We start from the raw sequence: 21,312 nt of genomic DNA on the forward strand, positions 1-21,312 counted from the left end.
AATGAGGGGGAATATAAGGTTAAATCAGGCAGTATCGATCTTGAAATCGGTCCATTTTTCGATACGAGCGATTAAATCATTGTAGTGAAATGGTTTGCTCAAATAATCGTCCAATCCGGCCTTCAGGAACCGGTCGCGATCCTCTTTCATTGCATTGGCAGTAAGCGCGATTATCACGGGCGCGCGGTCTCCATAAAACTCCTTGATCTCCCGGGTTGCCTCCATACCGTCCTTTCCCGGCATATTGCTGTCCATGAGAATGAGCTCGTACTCCTTGGCTATCGCTTTCTCGATGGCCTGAACGCCGTCCTCGGCCCATTCGGCATCGATCCCGACCTTTTTCAACTGTAAATTCAAGAGCTCCCGGTTCGCCGGATTGTCTTCGGCCACCGGTACCTTGAGATCGCTCTTGAGTGTTTTTTCTTCGATAGGCTTGGTCTCCACCGTTTCGTTGCGCAAACTGGCCAAAAAGGTCGAGTACTTCCACGGTTTACCGTGGGCAGCCAGTCGGCTTGCTTGAGGGCCTTCCATCATGGGTCGATGGATGCGGCTGAACAAGAAGGCCCTGTAGTTCGCTGTAAATTTCTTTACCCGAGTTTTGAGCATCTCAATGACCTCTTGGTCTTCGGTAAGCACGAGCAATGTGCGCTCCATTTCCTTGGTGGGCCAATGCTCGAGGTCCGATCGGTATATCCGAGAGGCCATGTGGCCGTGCACGTTCAAACACTGTTGAATATAGAAGGCCTGAGTATCGGTATCGCAATACAAGGCCATTTCAACCTCATCTTTGGATAACCTGTTCACGGGCTGCACTTCTGCCACCTCGAGCTGTACATCGACCCAAAAGGCCGATCCCTTACCAGGCCCCGACTCCACCCCAATGCTTCCGCCCATGAGCTCGGCTAGGCGCTTACAGATCACTAGCCCTAAGCCGGTTCCTCCATAACGTCGCGTAACGGAAGAGTCGACCTGTGAAAACGACTTGAACAGGCGCGATTGCTTTTCCGGAGGGATCCCAATTCCGGTATCGACCACGGCCAATCTATAGTTTCCGCCCTCACGCCCTTCGAAATAAGAAATTTCGATAGCCACGAATCCGTCATCGGTGAATTTAACGGCGTTGTTGGCCAGATTCAATAGAATTTGGCGAATGCGATTGCCGTCGCCCCGCACCAATGGCGGAACGAACCTCTTAGGAGAGTAGTACAGCTCCAGCCCTTTTTGATTCACCTTGTTCCTCAGGATCGACATCACGTCTTCGGTCACCTGATCTGGTCGGAACGAGTGAATGCCGAGCTCCATATTTCCGGACTCGATTTTGCTGTAGTCGAGTACATCATTGACGGCCGTCAGCAGCGCGCCTCCACTCACCTGAATGGTTTCGACGAAATGTCGTTGGTCGGAACTCAAATGTGTTTCCTCGAGCAGGTCGGCCATACCGATCACCGCATTCATAGGCGTACGGATCTCATGACTCATGGTCGCGAGGAACTGCCCTTTAGCTGCGTTGGCCTCGTCGGCCATCCGGATCGCTTTTTGGAGTTCGGTCCGACTCTCGGTAAGCTCGTCGTTTTGCGATACCAAGGTTTCGTTGATCTCCGCGATCGTACGTCCCTGACGCTCCATTTCCCGAAACAAGCCGAACAAGCCGATTAAAATGACCGCGTTTCGCGAAGTTCTGAAACTCCTAGTCCCGAGAACCATGTCTACTTTCTCCTGATCTACCTGCACGATCAAGGTCCAATGAGTACTGGTCTTTTCGGAACGAACATCACGGCCGAAATACTCGAGGAGCTCCAATTTTTCGAATACGATCAAATCGCTTGGGGCCACCACTCGGGACGAGTCGCTTCGGTTGATCATTTTCCACAGGTCGGACCTATCGCCTGCCAAGGTTCGCGCATTGGCCGGATCGAGCACATACTCGTACGGCTCAACATCTATCGGGCCTTTGATCCGGTTTCCGATCGCGTCGATAAGGTAGGCATCGAACAGGTCATCGTCTTCGATAACATCGAAATAATTGAGCACCCGGGCTCCATCGTAGTTCAGTAGAATGTACCCTTGGCGCTTTTTGTTGAAGTACACCGGCGCACCGATACAGATCACCGGACTCAGCGGATACTCGACCCGCCCTTTTTCCATGTTAAGATCGAACCGCGAAAAATAAACCTTATCGGCTTGTGTGAGTCGGAGGCCTTGAAAATAATAGCGGTTCGATTTATCCTGAAGCATTTCGTTGACCAACACGGAATCACTTAGAAACTGGATCTTGAGGTGTTCTTCTACTAGCGAGTCGAGCAATCGCATTTGTCGGTAGTTCCCTTTGATTTGACCGTACTTCGCCCACGTACGCTCAAAGACCCTCCGATCGAGGTCGGCCAGCTCGTCGTTGATGTAAAACGCATTTACAGGATTCGATTTAAAGTACTCCAGATCCTGATAGGTCTGCACCATCTCGTTCCGCAAGAATTCCTCGAGCACTTCGATCCGCTTTTCGGCGTTGGTCAGCAGATTTGCATAATAATTGTCGATAGTTATTATAGGTCAGCGCCCCTACTACCAAGGGGGTGAAAATGAGCAGTGCCCAGAAATAAGGCCACAGCGTTCGCTTCTGCATGTTCGTAGGGTTCTCGGTCATTCCGGAGCGAATTGACATTCCACAATGTACTGCGTATCTTAGCGACAAGTTATGAAAAAGGGGTTCTCCATCCTATATGCCTTATTCTACCTCACGCTGAGCATTGGCGTGCACGGAACGGTGCACGAATGCATGGGCAAGGTGACCGAATGGAGCTGGGGACACGAAGACCTCAGTTGCCACGATGAACCTCACGACCACGGGCATAGCGGCGGCTGCGACCTGCCGGCGAGCGAGCCCGATTGCTGCGATAACAACGCCGTGGAGCTGTGGCTCGTCGAAGATCAGCTTGCCACCAAAGAGCTTCTTCTCCCTTCTGTTCCGGGTATCGCCCTCGCGGGCGGATGCACATGTACCGTCCCGCACGATGTCGTTGTGGAACGCGAAGAACACATCGTGCCGCAGGCACAGAACCCACCCGACATTCCGCTATACATCCAGTATGGCGATCTCCGATTCTATGGTTGACGGTCGCGATTCACCCCCGATTTGAATTGAATTCAACCATAAAATCAGAACAATGAAAAAGATCATTTTTATAGCGATCGCGCTCGCAACTTTTGTGAAAGTAAACGCGCAAGAAAACTTAGTGACCGACACTATTTGGGTGAACGGCGTATGTGGGATGTGTGAAGAGCGCATCGAGAATGCCGCATACATCAAAGGGGTCAAAAAGGCCGACTGGGACCGTGAAACGCACGAATTGGTGCTCGTGTATCGGTCCGATAAGACCGACTTGATGACGATCCAGAAGTCCATTGCCGAGGTAGGTCACGATACTCGCGACATCAAAGCGACGGACAAACAGTACATGCGTGTGCATGAGTGCTGTCGATACCGAGCACACGAACCTCATTGATATGAGGGCTTTGCTTTTTGTAGCCGCACTAGCGCTGTTGAACAGCTCGGTGACGGCTCAGTCGGGTGCGCTCCAAGGTACCGTTCTGGGCGAGATCGATGGCACTCTGGAACCGCTTCCGGGGGCTAATCTATTCTGGTTAGACACGGAGGTTGGTGCTTCGACCGATGCCGAAGGCCGGTTTATACTCGATCGGCCCAACAATGCCAAGTTCTTGGTCGTCGCTTATCTGGGATTTCGCTCGGATACGCTCAAGATCGAAAAAAACCGAACGCAAGTGCAGATCACCATGGTAAGTGCCGACGTACGGTTGAACGAAGTGACCGTGCGCGAAAAGGTGGGATCGACCTCGGTGAAGTATCTCGATGTGAATTTAACTGAGAACATCAGCGAACGCGAGCTCTTTAAGGCCGCGTGTTGTGACCTTTCGGAGAGTTTTGAGACGAATCCGTCCGTAGATGCCGGCTTCACGGACGCAGTCACCGGAACCCGACAAATACGCATGTTGGGGCTCGATGGCCCTTACAGCACATATACTCGGGGGAACATCAAGGCCATGGACGGACTCGCTTCGGTGTACGGATTGGCGTTGATCCCCGGAATGTGGATCAAATCGATTCAGCTGACCAAAGGAACGGGGTCGGTGGTCAACGGGTACAGCAGCGTAACCGGGCAGATCAACTACGAATTGCGCAGTTCGGCCGATGAAGAACATCGGTTCGTGAATGGCTATGTGAACGGTGCGGGCCGACTCGAAGAAAACGTCGTTTGGAACGAGAAGATCGGCGAGTATTGGGGTACTACCTTCCTGTTACATGGAAGGCGCCAACTGCTCGAGATCGACCGAAACGGTGACGATTTTCTGGATACCCCGTTTGGGAATCAGTTGTTTTTGCAAAACACCTGGAGGCGCTTCAAAGCCGAAGGGCTTCGGACGCAATTCGGTGTGAAGTATAGTTACATTGATCAGTGGTCGGGCCAAGAGGACTTTATTGGCTCCGACGCTTCACTCGGGCTCTGGGGCTATACGAACGAGAGCCACAGAGCCGAGGTATGGGCCAAGGGTGGCTATGTGATCAATGCCGAAAAACGTCAGAGTTTCGGGTTTCAGGGTGCCGCAAACTACCATGATATCCGGTCGGAATTCGGCGGTGTAAACGTAACGACCAACACTTGGCGCGGTACGGAACAGAGCGCGTATTTCAACGGCATCTACGAAACGGAGCTCGGACACCCGGATCACTCATTAAAGGCCGGTGCGAGTTTCGTTTACCACGATCAATCCGAGACATTCAACGATGACGTATTCGAGCGTTCAGAGCGGGTTCCGGGCGCCTTTGCTGAATACACTTTGGCCGATCCGGAGCGTTTTTCCGTTGTCTTGGGTTTTAGGGCCGATCAGCATAACCTCTACGGTCTGAACTTGACCCCTCGATTGCACACTCGATTGGCCGTTAATGAGAACTTGGTATTGCGCGCCAGTGCCGGAAAGGCTTATCGCACACCGAACATGATCGCCGATCGAATGGGGTTACTGGCGAGCAATCGCGATTGGGTGCTCGCGGCATCGGACAGCGATTTGCCCTATGGGCTGCAACAAGAAGAAGCTTGGAACTTCGGGTTTAGTGCGTCTCACGATTTCGAGTGGGATTACAGGCCGGCCAGTTTGCGGGTCGATTACTACTACACCGATTTTCAGAATCAGATCGTGACCGATCTCTATGCTTCGGCGCGCGAGGTGCGGTTGTACAACCTCAACGAGCGCAGTTTTTCGCACAGCTTTCAGGTGCAGCTCGATTACGAAGTGGTACGACGGGTCGATGTGCGATTGGCCTACCGTTACTTGGACGTGAAATCGACCTTTGGTGGCGATCTACGGGGGGTGCCATTCATTGAGCCACATAAGGCCTTTACGAACATCGCGTGGCAGAGTAGAAACTATTGGAAGGCGGATTTGACCGTTCAGTGGCACGGTGCCGCTAGCCTACCCTACACGGGGGATAATGGTGCGAGCTACCGCATCGCGCCGCAGGCGCCGGACTTCGTGACCGCCAACCTCCAAGTTTCGAAGGAATGGCCGACAACGGGTTGGGAGGCATACCTTGGGGTGGAGAATTTCACCAATTTCAAGATGACGCGGCCCATTGTTTCGGCGGAGAATCCGTTTGCCGAGGAGTTTGATGCCTCGATGGTATGGGGGCCTATTCTGGGCCGGATGTATTATGCAGGATTTCGTTTTCGTCTGCTGAAAGCGGACGGCTGAGGCGAGGAGTCTCCTTGAATATAGTAAAATGCGCGGCCGTTGCGTATCCGGTATTGTAGCGATAAAGCAACCGGATCACGTGTCGGCCGCGTTCGTATTCGGCTAAATCGAGCTAGGTTCGAAGGCCGAGTTGATGGTAACGCTCGTGTTTCCGGAAACCCCGGTTGGGCTCCCGAATAGTGGCGCTGTCGATCACCGGGATATAAAAATAGTTGAGACAAGGCATGTTCTCCGACCCGCTCTTGAACGGAAATTTTTTGGGGGCTAGCTCGGCGGTATTGCACACCGCTGCAATGGAGTCTTCCATACCGCTGTTGTGCACGGCAAAAAGAGGCAGTACGTTTCCGTCGACCACATCGGGGGGTACATGAGCAAAGCGCGATATGGGCCCCTCAGTATGGTCTTCAAAATACCCCGTATACTCCGAGACTTTAGAGAAAGGCGGATACATGTCGTGTGCGCTGAAGCTCTTGTTCCCTACTACAAAATACATCCAAATGGAAATGGCCATATAGACGACCAAGCCCGAAATTACATAGCGCTTTTTGAAGTTTGAGACGATGCCGTAGTAGACGGGTCTATAGATCGGCGATAGCGTGACGGTGCTCAAAAGTCGGTATATCACGTGTAACCACTTCACGCGCTTGAGCCCGCCCAGGGTAACAAAATCAATGATATAGGGTACGGCCAAGACCAGGATCACGATGTTGAAGTATAGGTCAATGTGTTCCATTGCGGCATTGAAGCTTTCGGGGTGAATGACCATCCACGAAATAACCAGCACAGATAGGACCACAATGCCGAGGAATGCACCGACCATGAGAATGAACATCAAAAAGGTGATGGCGTAAATGGTGGAGCAAATCTTCTCGAGTCGTTGAATTTGAGCCGGAAACTTAGGCAACGCATCGATTATTTCGGCGAACCTGCCTTTGTACTTAAGTTTATTACGATCGATTCCGTTCGGAAAAGCATAACTCAAGCCCACCATGCTTACCATACACTGCGCATGGCCAAATGAGTGGCCAAACCGAAAATGGTCCAATTAGATCGCTACTTTAAGGAATGCGGAAAGGTTCTCGGGTAAATTCGTGTAGAATAAAATCCAGGGCGACTGTGTCTTGAGGAACATCACAAAGTCGTCAATACCTCCGGGCAGCCGTGTCAAAATAATGAGCACGATGCCGGAGATCAGGATCTCGGGCTCCCAGCTCTGTTCCTGAACGCGTGTGAGCCACTTGGGCTGAGATGATTGTTCCTTCATATCTTTAAGCTTGGAGTAAATTAGTAAATCCAAGCCAAAATGCGCCCTCCTAGACGATTCGTACGCATCAAAGAACTCGACACCATTAGCTCCTATCCGCTGGGGCCAACGGCGTTTATTGGTTATACCCAACGGAGCGGAACCCATCAGCGCAGGGGTGTTGAAGTGCGCTCCATACAAGAGTTCGAATCGCAGTTTGAATCACGTCCGGGAAGCGCCGACGAAGACTTTCAGCTAAAACGCGCCCTGGAGCTTTATTTTGCGAACGGAGGTCGCCAAGCCATGGTGATCTCCGCGGCCGGATTCAGAGCAGGGTTAAAAGCATCTCGCTCTCATCCCATTCGACGTGAGCACCTCGAAAGTGCGCTGATTCGGCTTTCGAAAAATCCACGAATTCGCCTATAGGTCATTCCCGAAATGCGTTATTTGGCCGCGAACGCCCACGATCGTTTGGTAAAAAAGGCCCTCGATGTCGTTTCTATATTGCCCAATGCCTTTTACCTGGCCGAGCCTCGTCGATGCTCGGACTTAATGAGTGAAGTTGTGCGGTTGAGGTCCTCTTTGGCGAATCATTCGCATGCCCAATGCGGGGCCTACTATGCTCCGGGAATACGATCTTCTTCAGGAGACCCCGAACCGCTATCGGGCATCATTGCAGCCAAAGTTGAAGAGACAGATAATACCAGAGGTATTGGGAAAGCACCAGCCAACGTGACCATCAGTGGATTTGGAACCTTGGAGCAAAGCTTGAGTCCGACCGAAGTCAGCACACTTGTTGGCAATAGCACAGAACAGAGCGTGAACCCTATCGTTCACTGGGGGCAAACCAACAAGATCTGGTGCCCGAGCTTTGTCCACGGATCGAGATGATCGATATATTCCCGTAGTTCGTTTCTCCAATTGGATCAGGGCCGGTGTAGAAGTTTACTTAGATCGGCAACGAGGGCGCTCCAACGACGCCCTTTTGTGGGGCCGCGTTGAGCGATCCGTCGAAAACTACCTGAACGAACTGTACCGGTCCGGTGCGCTTCAAGGAGTCAAGCCGGAAAGCGCGTATTTTGTTTCGGTCGGACAAGCAAAAACGATGACCACACAAGACGTACAGGAGGGGCGATTAATCGTTGAGATGGACTTGGCCATGTTGAAGCCTGCGGAGTTTCAAGTGCTACGATTAGTTCAAGAGCAATAGCTCAATCGAGGGTCTTGTAAAAACTCAAGGCCGGAACGGAAACCGGGACAAAAACACCGTTGGCAAAGGCTGCCATTAAACCAAACTGAATGGCGCTACCCGGCTTATCGTGCCAACGAATCCCCGGAGTTACTAATCCGCCCGACGTACCGTCCACGACCTTATCGTGCCAACGAATCCCCGGAGTTACTAATCCGACCGACGTACCGTCCACGACAGTGATCAACATTTCCAAAACAAAACCGGCCTTGGTGCCCATTGGCGTTGTTCCGCCTGCCATGATCAGACTTCTTTCGCCCGATTGGCCGTCCAATAATGATGCGTATCCGGATCCGGATCCGATCATGAAGTTTCTGCTAACGTCGCCGAAGGTCAATCTTCCGTAGGGGATGGCTAAAAAATCGGGGTTATCTTGTGCAAATGCCACCCGGCTCGATGTTCCCGCGTAGCCCCCAACAGCACCATGCACTTTACGTCCAAGGTCAAAGCGACCCTGGATGGTTCCAATGATCGGCGCACCAATCCACGTGGTAATCCCTCCTACCTGAACATCTTCGGTAATACCGAACTGAGCATCGAGCCCTAATGGGAAGGTCTTCAGATAGTTCTTTGACCTTCGCTTCGGTAGACCATTGAACGTAAAGAAATACCTCGTTTGATAGGGATATTCGGCCCACGATTGCTCGTAACTACCCTCTTGACCATTGATTTGACGAATCTCCTTGATCTGATACTTCGGTATCACAATATTCCCAAGGGACGCCGTTTCAAGCGTGATCTCCCGCCCATCATCGGAGATCAAATACCCTATTTTCTGGGCTCCGTCATTCAAGGTAACCACGACCATTTTCCGGACCAGTTCAATATAGTCGGTAGTATCTTGTCCGGCCGCAGGCCGCACAATCATTAAGGCAAATGCCAAAAAAGCAGCGATGGTAATAATAGTTTTCATGGCTTTGAGCTTAATTCTGCCTCAAACGCAGAGCAGAATACCGCCATGTCTTAATTGAATGCCGCGCCGTCCTCTATTGATTTGCGATTTTTCATTCTGGGCCTGCGGCCCGATGGAGCTTTTTATCGATTATCACAAAATTGCGTCTTGCCTGGCAGCTAATGTGCGCATATCGAAATGCTTATCGAAGAATTCATCGCACCACAAACACACGTTCTCCAGCGCTTCAGTTCGCGTCCGGGCATGCTCTTCGGTTACCCCAATGGCCTCACCCATGGCCCACGGATTCCCTTCGTTGAGCTGCTGAAACACGGCCGACTGGCTTACCCGTTCAACCACTTCACTGACCTTTTCCGTACGGGCATCGCCCATGGCGTCTTTGGTGCCCGGACAACAGGGGTTTATGGCCCATAGCTGTATGCTCACTTCCATTGGCACTTCTTTACCGCCTAAAAAGCCTATAGCGCCACTCAGCACTCCGCAAGGGTTATGGTTCGGGTCTCGCTTCCAAGTGTCGGTAAGCATGGCGCGCCCCCGTGCCCAATTGCCCCCGAGCCACATATCTTCCGTAGCCCCCCAATAGCCCCAGGTGAGCTCGTGCCGCACATGGTCGTCTTTCCCGATCAACGGATCCTTGTCGCTCCGAACACCGGCAGCTTCAAATAACTTGGCGATCTCACCAAGTCGCTCACCCTTATGTTTGTGATAGCGGTCTATGCTGGCGATATCGAACCGCGATACTCCCTTTTCGATCAATATCTGCAACCGCTCTGCATTCAATAAATCGCCATTAGTTTGGAGCATTACTTGAACGGCATCGCCGTATCGTTCGCGAACCTTATCCAATATGGCGTAAAGCTTATCACGTTCGGCCAGCGGTTCGCCGCCCGACAAGATCAGCCGATCCATTTTTTCGGGCAAATTGTCGACGATGGCCAGGCAATCGTCCAGCGAGATTCGAGCCCCGCGAGGGCCACTCATGTTATAGCAGTGGGCACATTCGTCGTTGCAGAGTTGCGTGAAGACCCAATAAACGCTTTCGAAATGGTTGAAGTCAGACATGCATCATTATTTTTTTCAGAGGCCTCTACTGCCCCTATTCCAAAGCCTCCCGAGCTGCGATTGATTTCCCACGGCGACCGGGTACAAATCATGAAGATGATGGCCAAAACCAAAAAAAAGGAACAACAGAAATAAAAACCTACGCCCGCTTTTTCGTTGACCGTTCATTAGAATAAATATCGAATCCCTAACTGAAATTGACGAGGCGGGGCAGCATTGCGACGTACCAAAACGCCCGAATCGGCCGGACCCACCTGAATCTGATTACTCTGAGTGGCATTGTTGCTATAGCCACTTAAGTTCTCGGCATTAAACAAGTTAAATATATCTGCCCGAATTTCCATTCGCCCACCTTCGTTAAATTCAAAGGAGTATTGTACTCCTAGGTCAAAGGTGGTGCTCCACGGCAAACGATCGCTGTTGCGCGATTCGCCCGGACTGCGATCGCTGTTACCAACATAGGCATCTCCAAAGGCCCTTCCGTCGCCGTTAAGGTCGGTAGTCCCGTAAATTTGAGCGTCGGGAATTCGATTGATCGGCTGACCGCTTTGTAGCAATGCCGCTACGCTTACACTGAATCCATCGGCCGGATACAAATACAACAATCCGTTCAGCACATGTGTGCGATCGTTGATGCTCGGCCCCCATTCATCTTCAAAGTTGTTGGCATCTTGTGCACGGAAGTTGATGTCCTCGGTGTTGTTCTCTAACCTCGATAAGGTGTAACTGAGGCGGTACGCATACTTGTCTTTTCCCCGCTCCTTAACGAGGTTCACATTTGCAGCATAATACCGCGAGTTTCCATCGGTTTCAGTAATAACGACTCCCCGCGCCGCGCCACGCAAAGTATCGCCATCGGCCACGGCATAGCTCCCATCGTAAACCGGAACGTCTCGACTTTTGTCGGCTTGTGCTTGTGAGCGCACTTCGACGTTGTTTGGGTCTATGGGATATGCGGCCGGTGCATTCACGTCGACCAACCTGAAGAGATTCTGGGATCGCGTGTGGAGCAGGTCCACGTAAAAGAGCATATTGCCTTTAACTTGATGCTGGTAACCCAAATTGAACTGATGAGTCATGGGGTTATCATACCCGGTCGGATTCAAGATGCGACGCTCGTTGCTGAAAATTGTTTCGCGCTGATCTTGTAAATCACTAGCTGGAGGACCTTGTAGGTAATCGACCCCAACTATATTAGCACTGAGGTTTCCATCGAAGGTCACCGCATCGATGTCCGTGCTCTCAGGAAGCTGCCCTCCATCGATCAAAGCTTGGAGCTGGGCTTTGAAGTCCGATGAGGTACTGCTCTGCTGTAGTGCATCGCTGTAAATGGCGTAAATGATTTTATCGTAGAAAATGCCGTATCCAAATCGAATACTGCTGTTTTCATTTATGCGGTAATTGGCGTTAAATCGAGGGGCTATATTATTCCAATCACCGGATTCGCTTCCACCCTTCGATAGGTTGTCGTAATCGTATCGGAGTCCGACCGTAACGTTCAACTGCGGCGATACCGCGACGAGGTCTTCGACATACAAACTCACACGGTTTTGTGTCGTTCCAAAAGCCTTCTGTTGTAGTTCGACCGAGTAGTTCAGCACTTCCACATCAGAAGGGATATCGCCAATGCCGAGGCCGGAACCTATGCCACTTGCGGCTAAATCGCCGAGCTGTTGCTGGGTGAGCTTTACAGTGTAGCTCCCGTTGGGGTTTCCGCCACTGAACAGCTCGTGCCCACTGCTCATGGCCATGGCTCCGGCTTTGATGGTATGGCGGTCCCGATACCAGGTGAATTTCTGCTGAAGTTGTACGGTGTTTTCAGTTTGATCGAAGACGAAACCCGGGTGTCCCAACAGCGCCACAGTTTGTTCTTGCGGATCGAGTACGGTGACATTGGGGTCGGTCGGATTAGTCGGATCGGCGTAGTTCCAGCGGAAACGACTAAACTGCACATTGGTTTCGCTCACAAAGTCGTCGCCGGTGTAGATGTTCTTACTTGCAACAAGCAGCGAATTGCGGTCTTGTTTGTAGCCAGCCGACGGAAAGGTCGATCCACCTTCGAGTCCGCCCCCCTGAAAGTCGACGCTTACCAAGCCCATATTCACGCGGATCGATGACCGGAATCGCGAACTCCAAAAATGGTCGAGTTTTCCACTCACATAGGTGTATCTGTTTTGGCCCGGTACCGTTTCGTTGATCCCGAGTTGGGGCACGTTGACGAGGTTGTCTTTTAGGTCAAAGGTTTGTTCCACATTGAGATAGTAGAATGTCTTATCCGCCCGTAGGGCGCCCCCCAAACCAAAGCCACGCTGGTGCCGCTGAAAACCATCCTTTACCGCATTGCCCGTGAGGTCGCGCTGGGCGTAGGGCGACGACGCATCGAGCACGGGTCCGGGACGAAGCAGGTAAAACACCTCGCCCGTGGTTTCGTTGCTGCCCGATTTGGTGGTGATATCGAACACCCCGTTGCCGGTCCGGCCGTATTCGACACTGTAGTTGTTGGTCAGAACGGTGATATTGTCCACGAACCCCACCGGCGCCGCGAATTTTTGTCCACCTAAGAAGTTCTCGTTATTGTCGAGCCCGTCGATGGTGTAGTTGGTGTAGAGCCCGTTGGCCCCGTTAATGCTCACATTGGGTGCTTCGGGGAAAAAGCCCGTGGCCTGTGTCACGTTCGGAAGCCGATACAATACGCGGGTAATATCACGGCCTTCAACCGGCAGTTGGGTAATCTCTCGCGTGGTGAGCTCGGCGCTGACCTCCGCATTCACGGTATTCATACGCGCATTCGACGACTCTACTACGGACACCTCCTCGAGCGAGTAATTCGCCTTTTCGAGCAGAATGAGGGTAACGCTTTGCACTTGGTTCGATCGCAGCGAAAACGACCCCGAATGGGCAGGCAAATACAAGCCTGTTTCAGGGCTTACAACTCTGTAAGTCCCCGAAGTCGATAATCCGCTTAGCTTGACCTTTCCCTGTTTGTCGGTCGTACGCTCTAACGAAAACCCAATGCCCCCGTTTTCGATCTCGACCACGTGTCCCACGATCGGTTCGCCAGTATTGCCCGAAATAATACTCACCTCCAACCGCGCCTGAGCCCACACTGTTGCCGAAAACATCAACACGAACCACGTAAGCCAAATTGTCTTTTTCATAGAATCCATTGTCGGTGCCTAATTTACACAACAAGGTTAGCCCACAAAGTGACAACTGAACGTCGGGGCGCTGACGTTGTTCGTTCCGGATATTCTTTGGCGTTTTTGCGCCTACGGCGCGATGATGAACACCTCCAAATGATTGCCTTGCGTGTAGAAGTCTGGTGAATTCGTCTTGATTTATGAATCCCCGGATTAAAAGCCGGGGCTATCTCGCATTTTGGAATAAAGAACCATTTTCCCGGCGCACAGCACCGATATACTCGCGAAGCGAATTAACTTGAGAAGTAAATACACTCGCGCAGCGAATTACATGCGCCTACGGCGCGATGATGATCCGCCTTACTTCTCTCGACCTTCCGGAAACGCTCTCGACGTAATACACTCCGGAGCGGCATCCGGACAGCCCAACCTCTGTCTGTTGCCGAGGCATCGATTCACCCTCGGCCATTATGCGACCTGATGTGTCGTAAACCCTACATGTGACCGGATTCGTGCCTTCATTCCACTGTAAGTAGAATTGTCCCGTGGTCGGATTTGGCCATAGACCGAATGCCTTGTCCGGTTCCCATTCGGGCACGGAGATCGATCCGGCATTGATGAAGACGGATACCGCGTGAAGTGCCCAGTCGTCCTGAATGGCCACATGTGCATATCCCGGATCCGAAAACTCAAGGTCGACACCCGAACCATAAAAGGCCGCTTGGCCATTCAGTGGAGCCGGAGTGCGATCGGTCCAACTACCGTTGATGTATTCATATACGCAAAGCTCTTCAGCATTTCCCTCCACCACCGCTACAATGGGATACCCCAAAGGAGTCATGGACATATCCAACTGAAATACATAATCGTCGCCCATTCCCGGAGAACCGAGGGACGTCCAGCTACCGCCCGACCATTCCCTTACCGTCAATTTGCTGTCTTGATCTCCATCCGTATAGGCCAAGAACAACTCCCCACCCGAAGTACCTTCGAGTGAAAAGTTGTAGTGGCCTCCATCGAGAACGGGGTCATCGAGGGTCGACCATCCCTGACCGTCATAGGTATAAACCCCAATATGTTTATCCCCCCAATTACCTTCTTTAGCACCGAAATATATTTGTCCGCCCACAAAAGCCAAATCGATCTTATACGGCATAATGTCGGAGAACCCCGGATAGCCTATGGGCGTCCAAGACCCATCGTACATCATCACGCGAGGGTCGCCCCAATGCGACAGGTCGTAATAATCCATAAAGGCCAAATACAGCGTGCCCGAAGGGGAACACTCCAACACCGGTTTTGCTCCTCCTCCCGGCGAAGCATACGTGCCTCCGACCGACGCCCAACTCGATCCATTCCATTGCCGCACGGCAATGCTGTCGTCCATCACCATCGCCAAGTAAATGCTACCGGCAGGGGTAATGGAAAAGCTGATGCTGCTGGCTTCCATCAGGGTAAAACTCTCTGTCCCGAGAGCATTCCACTGGGTTCCATCAAACTTTTTTACGGTGGGTTTATCCGTTGTCGGATCTATGTATGCCACAACGGGCTTACCATCCGTATCGAACTCCAACTCCGGATTGTACGTCCAATGCGGCGATATTCCACGAGGCCCAACAGGAGACCAAATTTCCGTTCCGGTGGCCGATTGCGCCGGCGTTTCGGTCAAGCCGAACACGGCTACAAATAAGGTGGCAAGCAGCAGGTTGGCAATGGTTTTCATGACGCTACATTTTTGATCCTTCTATCAAATTTCCTTCAAATCCCACTTTTCCTTAATGACTAGCATCACAACCCAACCTGATTGAAATCATCCCGCAATGATCAAACTCTCAACTTTCTTTTCCGTCCTCTGTGCCTACGGCACGAAGCAAAAAACCCCTGGTCGTTGGACCGAGGGTTTGGCATGGAACTGGGTTATATCCAGTTTACCTGGTGACCACCAATCGGAGCTGTTCAACTCCTTCGGCGTGTTGTATGATTACCGTATAATTACCCGTGGCCCAGCCTCGGGAATTGATCGTCATTCGGTCTTCCATAGGGTCTTGTTGTGCGCTGTAAACCACCTGACCTAGGGTGTTGACCACCTTGATCTCGATCTCCTGTGGAACGTTCTGTTCCCAAGCTATCGTGAACTGATCAGCGGTCGGATTAGGATAGAGCTTTGGAATACGGGCGCTTTGCTCCTCTAAGCCAACATTACACGGCAGTACCGTCACTTGCTGAGATGCGCTTCCCGAGCAACCCGCAGCATTGGTGTAGTTGTACCAGATGGTGAAGGTTCCACTGCCCGAAGTGGACGGATCGAAGCTAGTTCCTCCCATACCCGGTCCACTGAAGGTTCCTCCAGCAGGTGATCCCGTCAAAGTTGCCGGCTGAGAATCCAAACAGATGAAGCTCGGAATAGGAAGTCCACTGAAGCTCACCATCGGAACACCCGCGATCGTTACGTCGATATCGTCGCTGGCCGAACAGCCTCCCGGCCAGGTCATCGTCACGGAATAGGTGCCCGACTGCGTCACCGTTAAACTCGGTGATACCCCTCCCGTACTCCACAAATAGCTCGCTCCCGAAGGTGCTTGCGGCAACAACGTCGCAGAAGAACAGGCCGTGATGTCGGCTCCCAGATCGACCGTGATTGAGGAGTTCACCGTAATATCAAAGCTGCACGTGCTGGAGTTCCCCTGCTGATCGGTCGCCATAAAGGTAATCGTATGGGTCCCTACAGCGTACGTACCGCTTGAGTTGTTGCCCGACTGGGTAATGGTGATCTGCCCCGGACAGTTGTCCGGGGCCGTTGGGAACGGATAGTTCACGATCGCACTACAGGCCGAACCCGTGGTGTTGACCATAATGTCCGAGGGACAAGTCAACGTTGGTGGCTCAGAGTCGGCCACCGTAACAATGAACGTACACTGAGAAGTATTGCAGGAAGCATCTGCCGCCTGATACGTCACCGCTGTGGTTCCGACCGGGAAGGTCGAGCCACTGGCCGGACCGTTTGTCCGCGTTGGTGTTATTCCTGAAGTACAGTTATCACTTACCGTTGGGGTCGCGTAGTTCACCACCGCTCCACATTGTCCGGGATCGTTCGATACGCTGATGTTCTGTGGACAAGTGATCACTGGACTTTCGTTATCCGAAACGGTGATCGTCATACTGCAGAACGAAACGGCTTGACCTCCCGTCTTTGAAACCGACCACTGTATATTCGTGGTTCCAACCAGGAAGGCCGATCCCGATACCAAGCTCTGATTGTTGTCGATCCGCTGAACGCTATAGAAACTGCTGTTACCCCCCACTACCGCCGGAGCACTGAAAATCACTACGGCATCACACGACCCCGGATCCGTACTGACGTTGATGTTCGAAGGACAGTTCAGCTGCGGAGCATTCGGGTCCGAAACCACAACATCGAACGTACACGTACTGGAGTTCCCCGAAGCATCGGTAAATGAATATACATTAGTGGTGACCCCCAGAGGGAATATTCCGCCACTTCCAATACCCGATACTAATACCGCGGGAACGCTTCCACAGTTATCCACCGCCGTTGGTCCGGTAAAGGTCACCACCTCCGAAGTTTGATTGCTGTTCGCACTGGCCGATACCGTTGACAAACACGATACCGATGGCGCTTCATTATCCCCCACCGTGATGTTGAAACTACAGGCGGTCTTGTTGCCCGAAGGGTCTTCCGCCTCAAAACTCACTGTGGTCGTTCCTATAGGGAAAGTACTGCCCGATGCCCCTCCTGCCGTCTGAGTCACCGTTGCCGTTCAGCATCCGTCTACTGCCGTAGGCGTGGCAAAACTCACAGCAGCACCACATGTGCTTGGGTCGTTGTTTACGATAATATCACTCGGACAGGTCATCGAAGGCCCGGTCTGATCCACGATCGTCACCGTAGCCGTACACGTGGTCGTGTTGCCCGATACATCCGTTGCCGTGACCGTAACCGTGTTGGCTCCGACATCACTACAATCGAAATTGCTCTCGGACAACGACGGGCTCCAACCCCCACAATTATCACTCGAAGAGGCCACTACATCCGAAGCCCGGATCGATACCACACCAGAAACACCAATACTACTTGTAATATCCTGACACTGCAAACTAGGCACTATCGGGTCGCTAACCGTCACCACGAACGTACACTGCTCTGTATTGCCCGACGCATCCGTAGCCGTCAAGGTCACACTCTGAGTGCCCAAGTCACTACAATCAAAATTCGTTTTGCTTAGGGCATAAGTAACGCCCGGACAGTTGTCCGACCCCGACACCAAAACATCGGCCACACCAATGCTCGCCATACCCGAACCGTTTAGGTTCACGCTCACGTCCTGACAAGAAACATCCGGCTTTATCGTGTCGATTACCGTAACCGTCGAAATACAGGTTGTCGTGTTCCCACTGGCATCGAATACATCAATAGCCAAGCGCTGTACGCCCACATTATCGCAGTCGAACTGACTGATGTCGTAGTTTGCTCCCGTTACCCCACAATTGTCAGAGAAAATTAGCCCAAAGTCCGTAATGGTCAAGATCGGCTGGCCATTAGCATCGAGATAAATATTCGCGTTCTGACAGGTCACCGACGGGGCTATATTGTCTTCCACAGTTACCGTTGCCGTACACGTAGCCGTTTGACCATTGACTCCCGTTACGCTCACCACCACAGGGTTCGCTCCCAAATCACTGCAGTGGAACCGGGTCTTCGATAAACTGATCGAACTCACCCCACAAACTGCCGATGCCGAAGCCACCACATCCGCAGTCGTAATACTCGCATCGCTGTTGGCGTCGAGCTGAACCGTCGCATTCTTACACGTAAGTGCCGGAATACTATTGTTCACCACCGTCACCGTCGAGGTACATGTAGCCGTGTTGCCATTGACATCGGTCGTCGTGACCGTGACCGTGCCCACATCGTCACAATCAAACACGGTTTGGCTCGCCGCTAGGCTAACGCTCCCGCATACATCCGTAGCCGTGGCCAACTGGCACACACCAACAGATACCGGCCCATTGGCGTTGAGCACTACGGTCGGATTAACACAACTCACAACAGGAGCTGTCTGATCAACCACCGATACACCGGCCGTACACGTCGCCGTGTTGCCACTTTCATCGGTCACCGTTAAGATCACATTTTGCGTGCCCACATCCGAGCAATCAAAACTCGTCTGGCTCAAAGAAAGGGTAACCGAGCCACACGCATCACTACTTCCATTATCAATGTCCTCCGTGGTTATACTTCCCTGCCCATTGGCACCCGGTACCACTGTGGCGTTCTGGCAAATGGCCGTCGGAGCGGTGTTGTCAACCACCGTAACCTGAGCAGTACACGAAGCCGTAGCCCCGTTGCCGTCGGTCACGGTCAGCGTCACATTTTGCGTGCCCACATCAGAGCAGTCAAAATCCGTCTTGCTCAAACCGTAGGTCAGCGCACCGCCACATCCGGCGGAACTTCCCGTATCAATATCCGCGGCCGTTAAACTACCCTGTCCATAGGCATCAAGCACTACCGTCGCGTTTTCACAAAGTGCCGTGGGAGCCGAGTTGTCCACGATCGTAATCGACGCTGTACACTGACTGCTGTTTCCTTCCGTATCGGTGGCCGTAACCACCACACTATAGGTCCCCACTTGGCTACAGTTAAACGTGTTCAGGTTAGCCGATAAGCTCGCCCCACCACAATTATCCGTCGCAATGGCAAAATCATCCGGATCTATGGTCACCGTACCGTTCGTCAAGGTATGGGTGTAAGGCTGACAACTCACCTGCGGAGCCGTCTGATCCACCACCGTCGCACTGGCCGTACATGTGCTCACGTTTCCGCTTCCATCGGTCACCGCTAACGTCACCGATTTAGCTCCAATATCACTACAATCAAAGCTCGATGGACTCACGCTCATACTCGCTACCGAGCAGTTATCGCTGCTTCCCCCATCGACCATGCTCGCCGTAAGGCTCGCCACACCCTGCGCGTTCAAAGGCAGTGTAATATCCTGACACTGCGCCTGCGGCGCGATGTTGTCCTCAACCGTTACACTGGCCACACAGGTAGACGAATTACCCGAGTCGTCCATTCCGGTCAGCGTCACGCTTTGAACACCGATATCCGTGCAATCGAACATCGTCTCGCTCAGCGTCAAGGTCACTCCCGAGCAAACATCGCTGCTTCCGTTGTCCACGTCCGCCGTAGTGATCACCGCCGAACCGTTCGCGTCCAGCTGAACGGTCACGTCCTGATACACCATCACCGGATCCGTCACATCACTTACCGTCAACGTTGCCGCACAAGTGCTCACATTGCCGTTCGCATCTTTGACCGTCAAGGTTACCATATTGGCTCCAATATCACCACAATCAAAACTCGTCTGACTCAAGCTCAGGCTCGCCATACCGCACGCACCACTGCTGCCGTTATCTACATCGCCGGCCGTAATCGTTACACTGCCCGATGCATTCAAATCAACACTCCCGTCTTGGCATACCGCCGTAGGTGGCGTTACATCGACCACTGTTACTGTCGCCGTACACGTCGACACCCCTCCATAAGCATCCTGAACCGTTAAGGTCACCGTGTTCGGACCCACATCGCTACAGTCGAAGTTGAATGGCGCTACACTAGTGAGCAGCGCCGTACCATATGGACTAAACGAGCCGTCATTCACTGTATTCGCACTCAGTGTATAGGTTCCTCCTGCGCTCAATTGAACGGTCGCATCCTTGCAAATCGCCTCGGGCGGATCTGAAGTTAGCGTAAACGTCGAACTACAAACACTCTCATTACCGTTGTTGTCCGTTACCGTCAAATAAACTGTATTGGCGCCCAAATGCGCGGCCGTAAATGCGGTCTGACCTAAGACATAACTCGCAATACCACACGCATCGCTTGAGCCATTATCAATGTCCATCGGATCCAACGTATACGTGCCTCCAAAAGGCAAACGGTCCGTGAAATCCTGACATACCACCGACGGTGCTACATTATCCTCAACCTTCACCGTAGCTGTACACGTGCTCACGTTACCGTTCACATCCGTTACCGTCAATGTCACCGTATTCGCGCCCACATCACTGCAGTCAAAAGCCGTCTCACTCAGTACCACACTCGCAATACCACAGTTGTCGTCTGAACCATTGTCCACATCGCTCGTACTTACACTCCCATTACCACTGGCATCAAGCTGTACCGTTACGTCCTGACATGCCGCTGTCGAATCTATATTGTCCTCCACCGTTACCGTAGCCGTACACGTGCTCACGTTACCGTTCACATCCGTCACTGTTAAGGTCACGGTGTTGGCGCCAACACCGTAACCGTTAATGTGACTGTTGGCGGTGATAAGCTCGCTGTGTTTACACTGAATATGTAGTCGTTTGACGACAAGCTTCCCGCTCGCCCTCCTGAATAGGGGTCGTTAACGTTTGTCGAAATCCAAGAGTAGCTAATTGCCGCCGTAGAGTACTTCCATGTGTATACTTGTCCTGCTTGAATAGGAATATTCCCAAAAGTGTAGGTATGGTCACTGAAGGTAAGTCCCGGAGGCGTTGTTACAACATTAGTCGCTAAAGCTAAAAGTGTACCGGAAGTTCCTTCTCCCTGATAAAGCTCCAAGCTAATATTAGACGGCGCTGTATTCGCCTGCGGGTTAGAGTGGTTTATTACAATGCTTTGCAACAAACCGTCTCCTGTCGCTGTAAATGATTGCCAATCCTCGGTATAGGTAGTATATCCGGTTCTAGGAGAAACACTAACCATAACAGACTGAGGACCTACTACATCACCAACGTCGTTACAATCAAAATCTGTTTTACTTAAACTAATACTTGCGATCCCGCAATTATCACTGCGTGTAATACTCCCCGAAATTTAGACCACTTGCTAGGTTAAATTTAAAAGTACCTACATTAGGCTAAGTTATGAGTGGAA

15 protein-coding genes are annotated in these 21,312 nt (G+C 52.0%); 6 read left to right on the plus strand and 9 right to left on the minus strand.

The window, feature by feature from the left end; translation table 11 throughout:
* Window positions 1–24 precede the first annotated feature (24 nt).
* Entirely contained in the window at window positions 25–2,484 is a 2,460-nt protein-coding gene (locus tag J4F31_04765; GenBank protein MCE2495876.1) for a response regulator, read from the minus strand.
* 208 nt (window positions 2,485–2,692) lie between these two features.
* Here J4F31_04765 and J4F31_04770 point away from each other — a divergent pair, with 208 nt between their 5' ends.
* Genes J4F31_04770 through J4F31_04780 form a run of 3 tightly spaced genes read left to right on the plus strand, consistent with a single transcriptional unit; the run spans window position 2,693 to window position 5,763 of the window.
* Window positions 2,693–3,109: a hypothetical protein gene (locus J4F31_04770; GenBank protein ID MCE2495877.1), complete on the plus strand. Its 417-nt coding sequence runs from the start codon at window positions 2,693–2,695 to the stop codon at window positions 3,107–3,109.
* A 52-nt stretch (window positions 3,110–3,161) separates the two neighbouring features.
* Window positions 3,162–3,500 carry a cation transporter gene (locus J4F31_04775; GenBank protein MCE2495878.1) on the plus strand — a complete coding sequence of 113 codons (339 nt, stop codon included), beginning with the start codon at window positions 3,162–3,164 and terminating at the stop codon, window positions 3,498–3,500.
* On the plus strand, window positions 3,463–5,763 hold the full coding sequence (locus J4F31_04780; GenBank protein MCE2495879.1) for a TonB-dependent receptor: 2,301 nt from the start codon (window positions 3,463–3,465) through the stop codon (window positions 5,761–5,763). The genes J4F31_04775 and J4F31_04780 overlap by 38 nt, the downstream gene beginning before the upstream one ends.
* A gap of 112 nt (window positions 5,764–5,875) precedes the next feature.
* On the opposite strand, the gene J4F31_04785 is transcribed toward J4F31_04780, so the two are convergent.
* Together J4F31_04785 and J4F31_04790 are read right to left on the minus strand one after the other, a co-directional pair.
* A complete protein-coding gene (locus J4F31_04785) occupies window positions 5,876–6,745 on the minus strand; it encodes a hypothetical protein (GenBank protein ID MCE2495880.1) in 870 nt (289 codons plus the stop codon).
* Window positions 6,746–6,808: 63 nt separating this feature from the next.
* Window positions 6,809–7,027, minus strand: coding sequence for a hypothetical protein (locus J4F31_04790; GenBank protein MCE2495881.1), 219 nt, complete (start codon window positions 7,025–7,027; stop codon window positions 6,809–6,811).
* A gap of 39 nt (window positions 7,028–7,066) precedes the next feature.
* On the opposite strand from J4F31_04790, the gene J4F31_04795 reads away from it, so the two are divergent.
* Genes J4F31_04795 through J4F31_04805 form a run of 3 tightly spaced genes read left to right on the plus strand, consistent with a single transcriptional unit; the run spans window position 7,067 to window position 8,216 of the window.
* A complete protein-coding gene (locus J4F31_04795; GenBank protein ID MCE2495882.1) occupies window positions 7,067–7,432 on the plus strand; it encodes a hypothetical protein in 366 nt (121 codons plus the stop codon).
* Window positions 7,433–7,444: 12 nt separating this feature from the next.
* Window positions 7,445–7,897: a hypothetical protein gene (locus tag J4F31_04800; GenBank protein MCE2495883.1), complete on the plus strand. Its 453-nt coding sequence runs from the start codon at window positions 7,445–7,447 to the stop codon at window positions 7,895–7,897.
* Complete coding sequence (locus J4F31_04805; protein ID MCE2495884.1) at window positions 7,878–8,216, plus strand: hypothetical protein; 339 nt, start codon at window positions 7,878–7,880, stop codon at window positions 8,214–8,216. Before J4F31_04800 ends, J4F31_04805 begins: the two co-directional genes overlap by 20 nt.
* Window position 8,217: 1 nt before the next feature.
* Here the strand turns inward: J4F31_04805 and J4F31_04810 are convergent, their stop codons facing one another.
* From J4F31_04810 to J4F31_04835, 6 genes are all read right to left on the minus strand, one after another.
* On the minus strand, window positions 8,218–9,168 hold the full coding sequence (locus tag J4F31_04810; GenBank protein ID MCE2495885.1) for a hypothetical protein: 951 nt from the start codon (window positions 9,166–9,168) through the stop codon (window positions 8,218–8,220).
* Between the two features lie 132 nt (window positions 9,169–9,300).
* Entirely contained in the window at window positions 9,301–10,230 is a 930-nt protein-coding gene (locus J4F31_04815; GenBank protein ID MCE2495886.1) for a radical SAM protein, read from the minus strand.
* A gap of 167 nt (window positions 10,231–10,397) precedes the next feature.
* On the minus strand, window positions 10,398–13,352 hold the full coding sequence (locus tag J4F31_04820; GenBank protein MCE2495887.1) for a TonB-dependent receptor: 2,955 nt from the start codon (window positions 13,350–13,352) through the stop codon (window positions 10,398–10,400).
* A gap of 355 nt (window positions 13,353–13,707) precedes the next feature.
* Window positions 13,708–15,093 carry a T9SS type A sorting domain-containing protein gene (locus J4F31_04825; protein ID MCE2495888.1) on the minus strand — a complete coding sequence of 462 codons (1,386 nt, stop codon included), beginning with the start codon at window positions 15,091–15,093 and terminating at the stop codon, window positions 13,708–13,710.
* Window positions 15,094–15,298: 205 nt separating this feature from the next.
* Complete coding sequence (locus J4F31_04830) at window positions 15,299–17,140, minus strand: HYR domain-containing protein (GenBank protein ID MCE2495889.1); 1,842 nt, start codon at window positions 17,138–17,140, stop codon at window positions 15,299–15,301.
* 9 nt (window positions 17,141–17,149) lie between these two features.
* Window positions 17,150–20,677 (minus strand): HYR domain-containing protein, encoded by a 3,528-nt coding sequence (locus tag J4F31_04835; GenBank protein ID MCE2495890.1) that lies wholly within the window; start codon window positions 20,675–20,677, stop codon window positions 17,150–17,152.
* Between the last annotated feature and the right edge of the window lie 635 nt (window positions 20,678–21,312).

The organism is Flavobacteriales bacterium (assembly GCA_021296215.1).
GTDB lineage: Bacteria > Bacteroidota > Bacteroidia > Flavobacteriales > ECT2AJA-044 > ECT2AJA-044.

Coding starts and splice junctions, on each gene's coding strand:
- J4F31_04790 (MCE2495881.1), bottom strand. CDS start 7,027: ATGAAGGAACAATCATCTCAGCCCAAGTGGCTCACACGCGTTCAGGAA.
- J4F31_04820 (MCE2495887.1), bottom strand. CDS start 13,352: ATGTTTTCGGCAACAGTGTGGGCTCAGGCGCGGTTGGAGGTGAGTATT.
- J4F31_04770 (MCE2495877.1), top strand. CDS start 2,693: ATGAAAAAGGGGTTCTCCATCCTATATGCCTTATTCTACCTCACGCTG.
- J4F31_04780 (MCE2495879.1), top strand. CDS start 3,463: ATGAGTGCTGTCGATACCGAGCACACGAACCTCATTGATATGAGGGCT.
- J4F31_04815 (MCE2495886.1), bottom strand. CDS start 10,230: ATGTCTGACTTCAACCATTTCGAAAGCGTTTATTGGGTCTTCACGCAA.
- J4F31_04810 (MCE2495885.1), bottom strand. CDS start 9,168: ATGAAAACTATTATTACCATCGCTGCTTTTTTGGCATTTGCCTTAATG.
- J4F31_04825 (MCE2495888.1), bottom strand. CDS start 15,093: ATGAAAACCATTGCCAACCTGCTGCTTGCCACCTTATTTGTAGCCGTG.
- J4F31_04775 (MCE2495878.1), top strand. CDS start 3,162: ATGAAAAAGATCATTTTTATAGCGATCGCGCTCGCAACTTTTGTGAAA.
- J4F31_04795 (MCE2495882.1), top strand. CDS start 7,067: ATGCGCCCTCCTAGACGATTCGTACGCATCAAAGAACTCGACACCATT.
- J4F31_04800 (MCE2495883.1), top strand. CDS start 7,445: ATGCGTTATTTGGCCGCGAACGCCCACGATCGTTTGGTAAAAAAGGCC.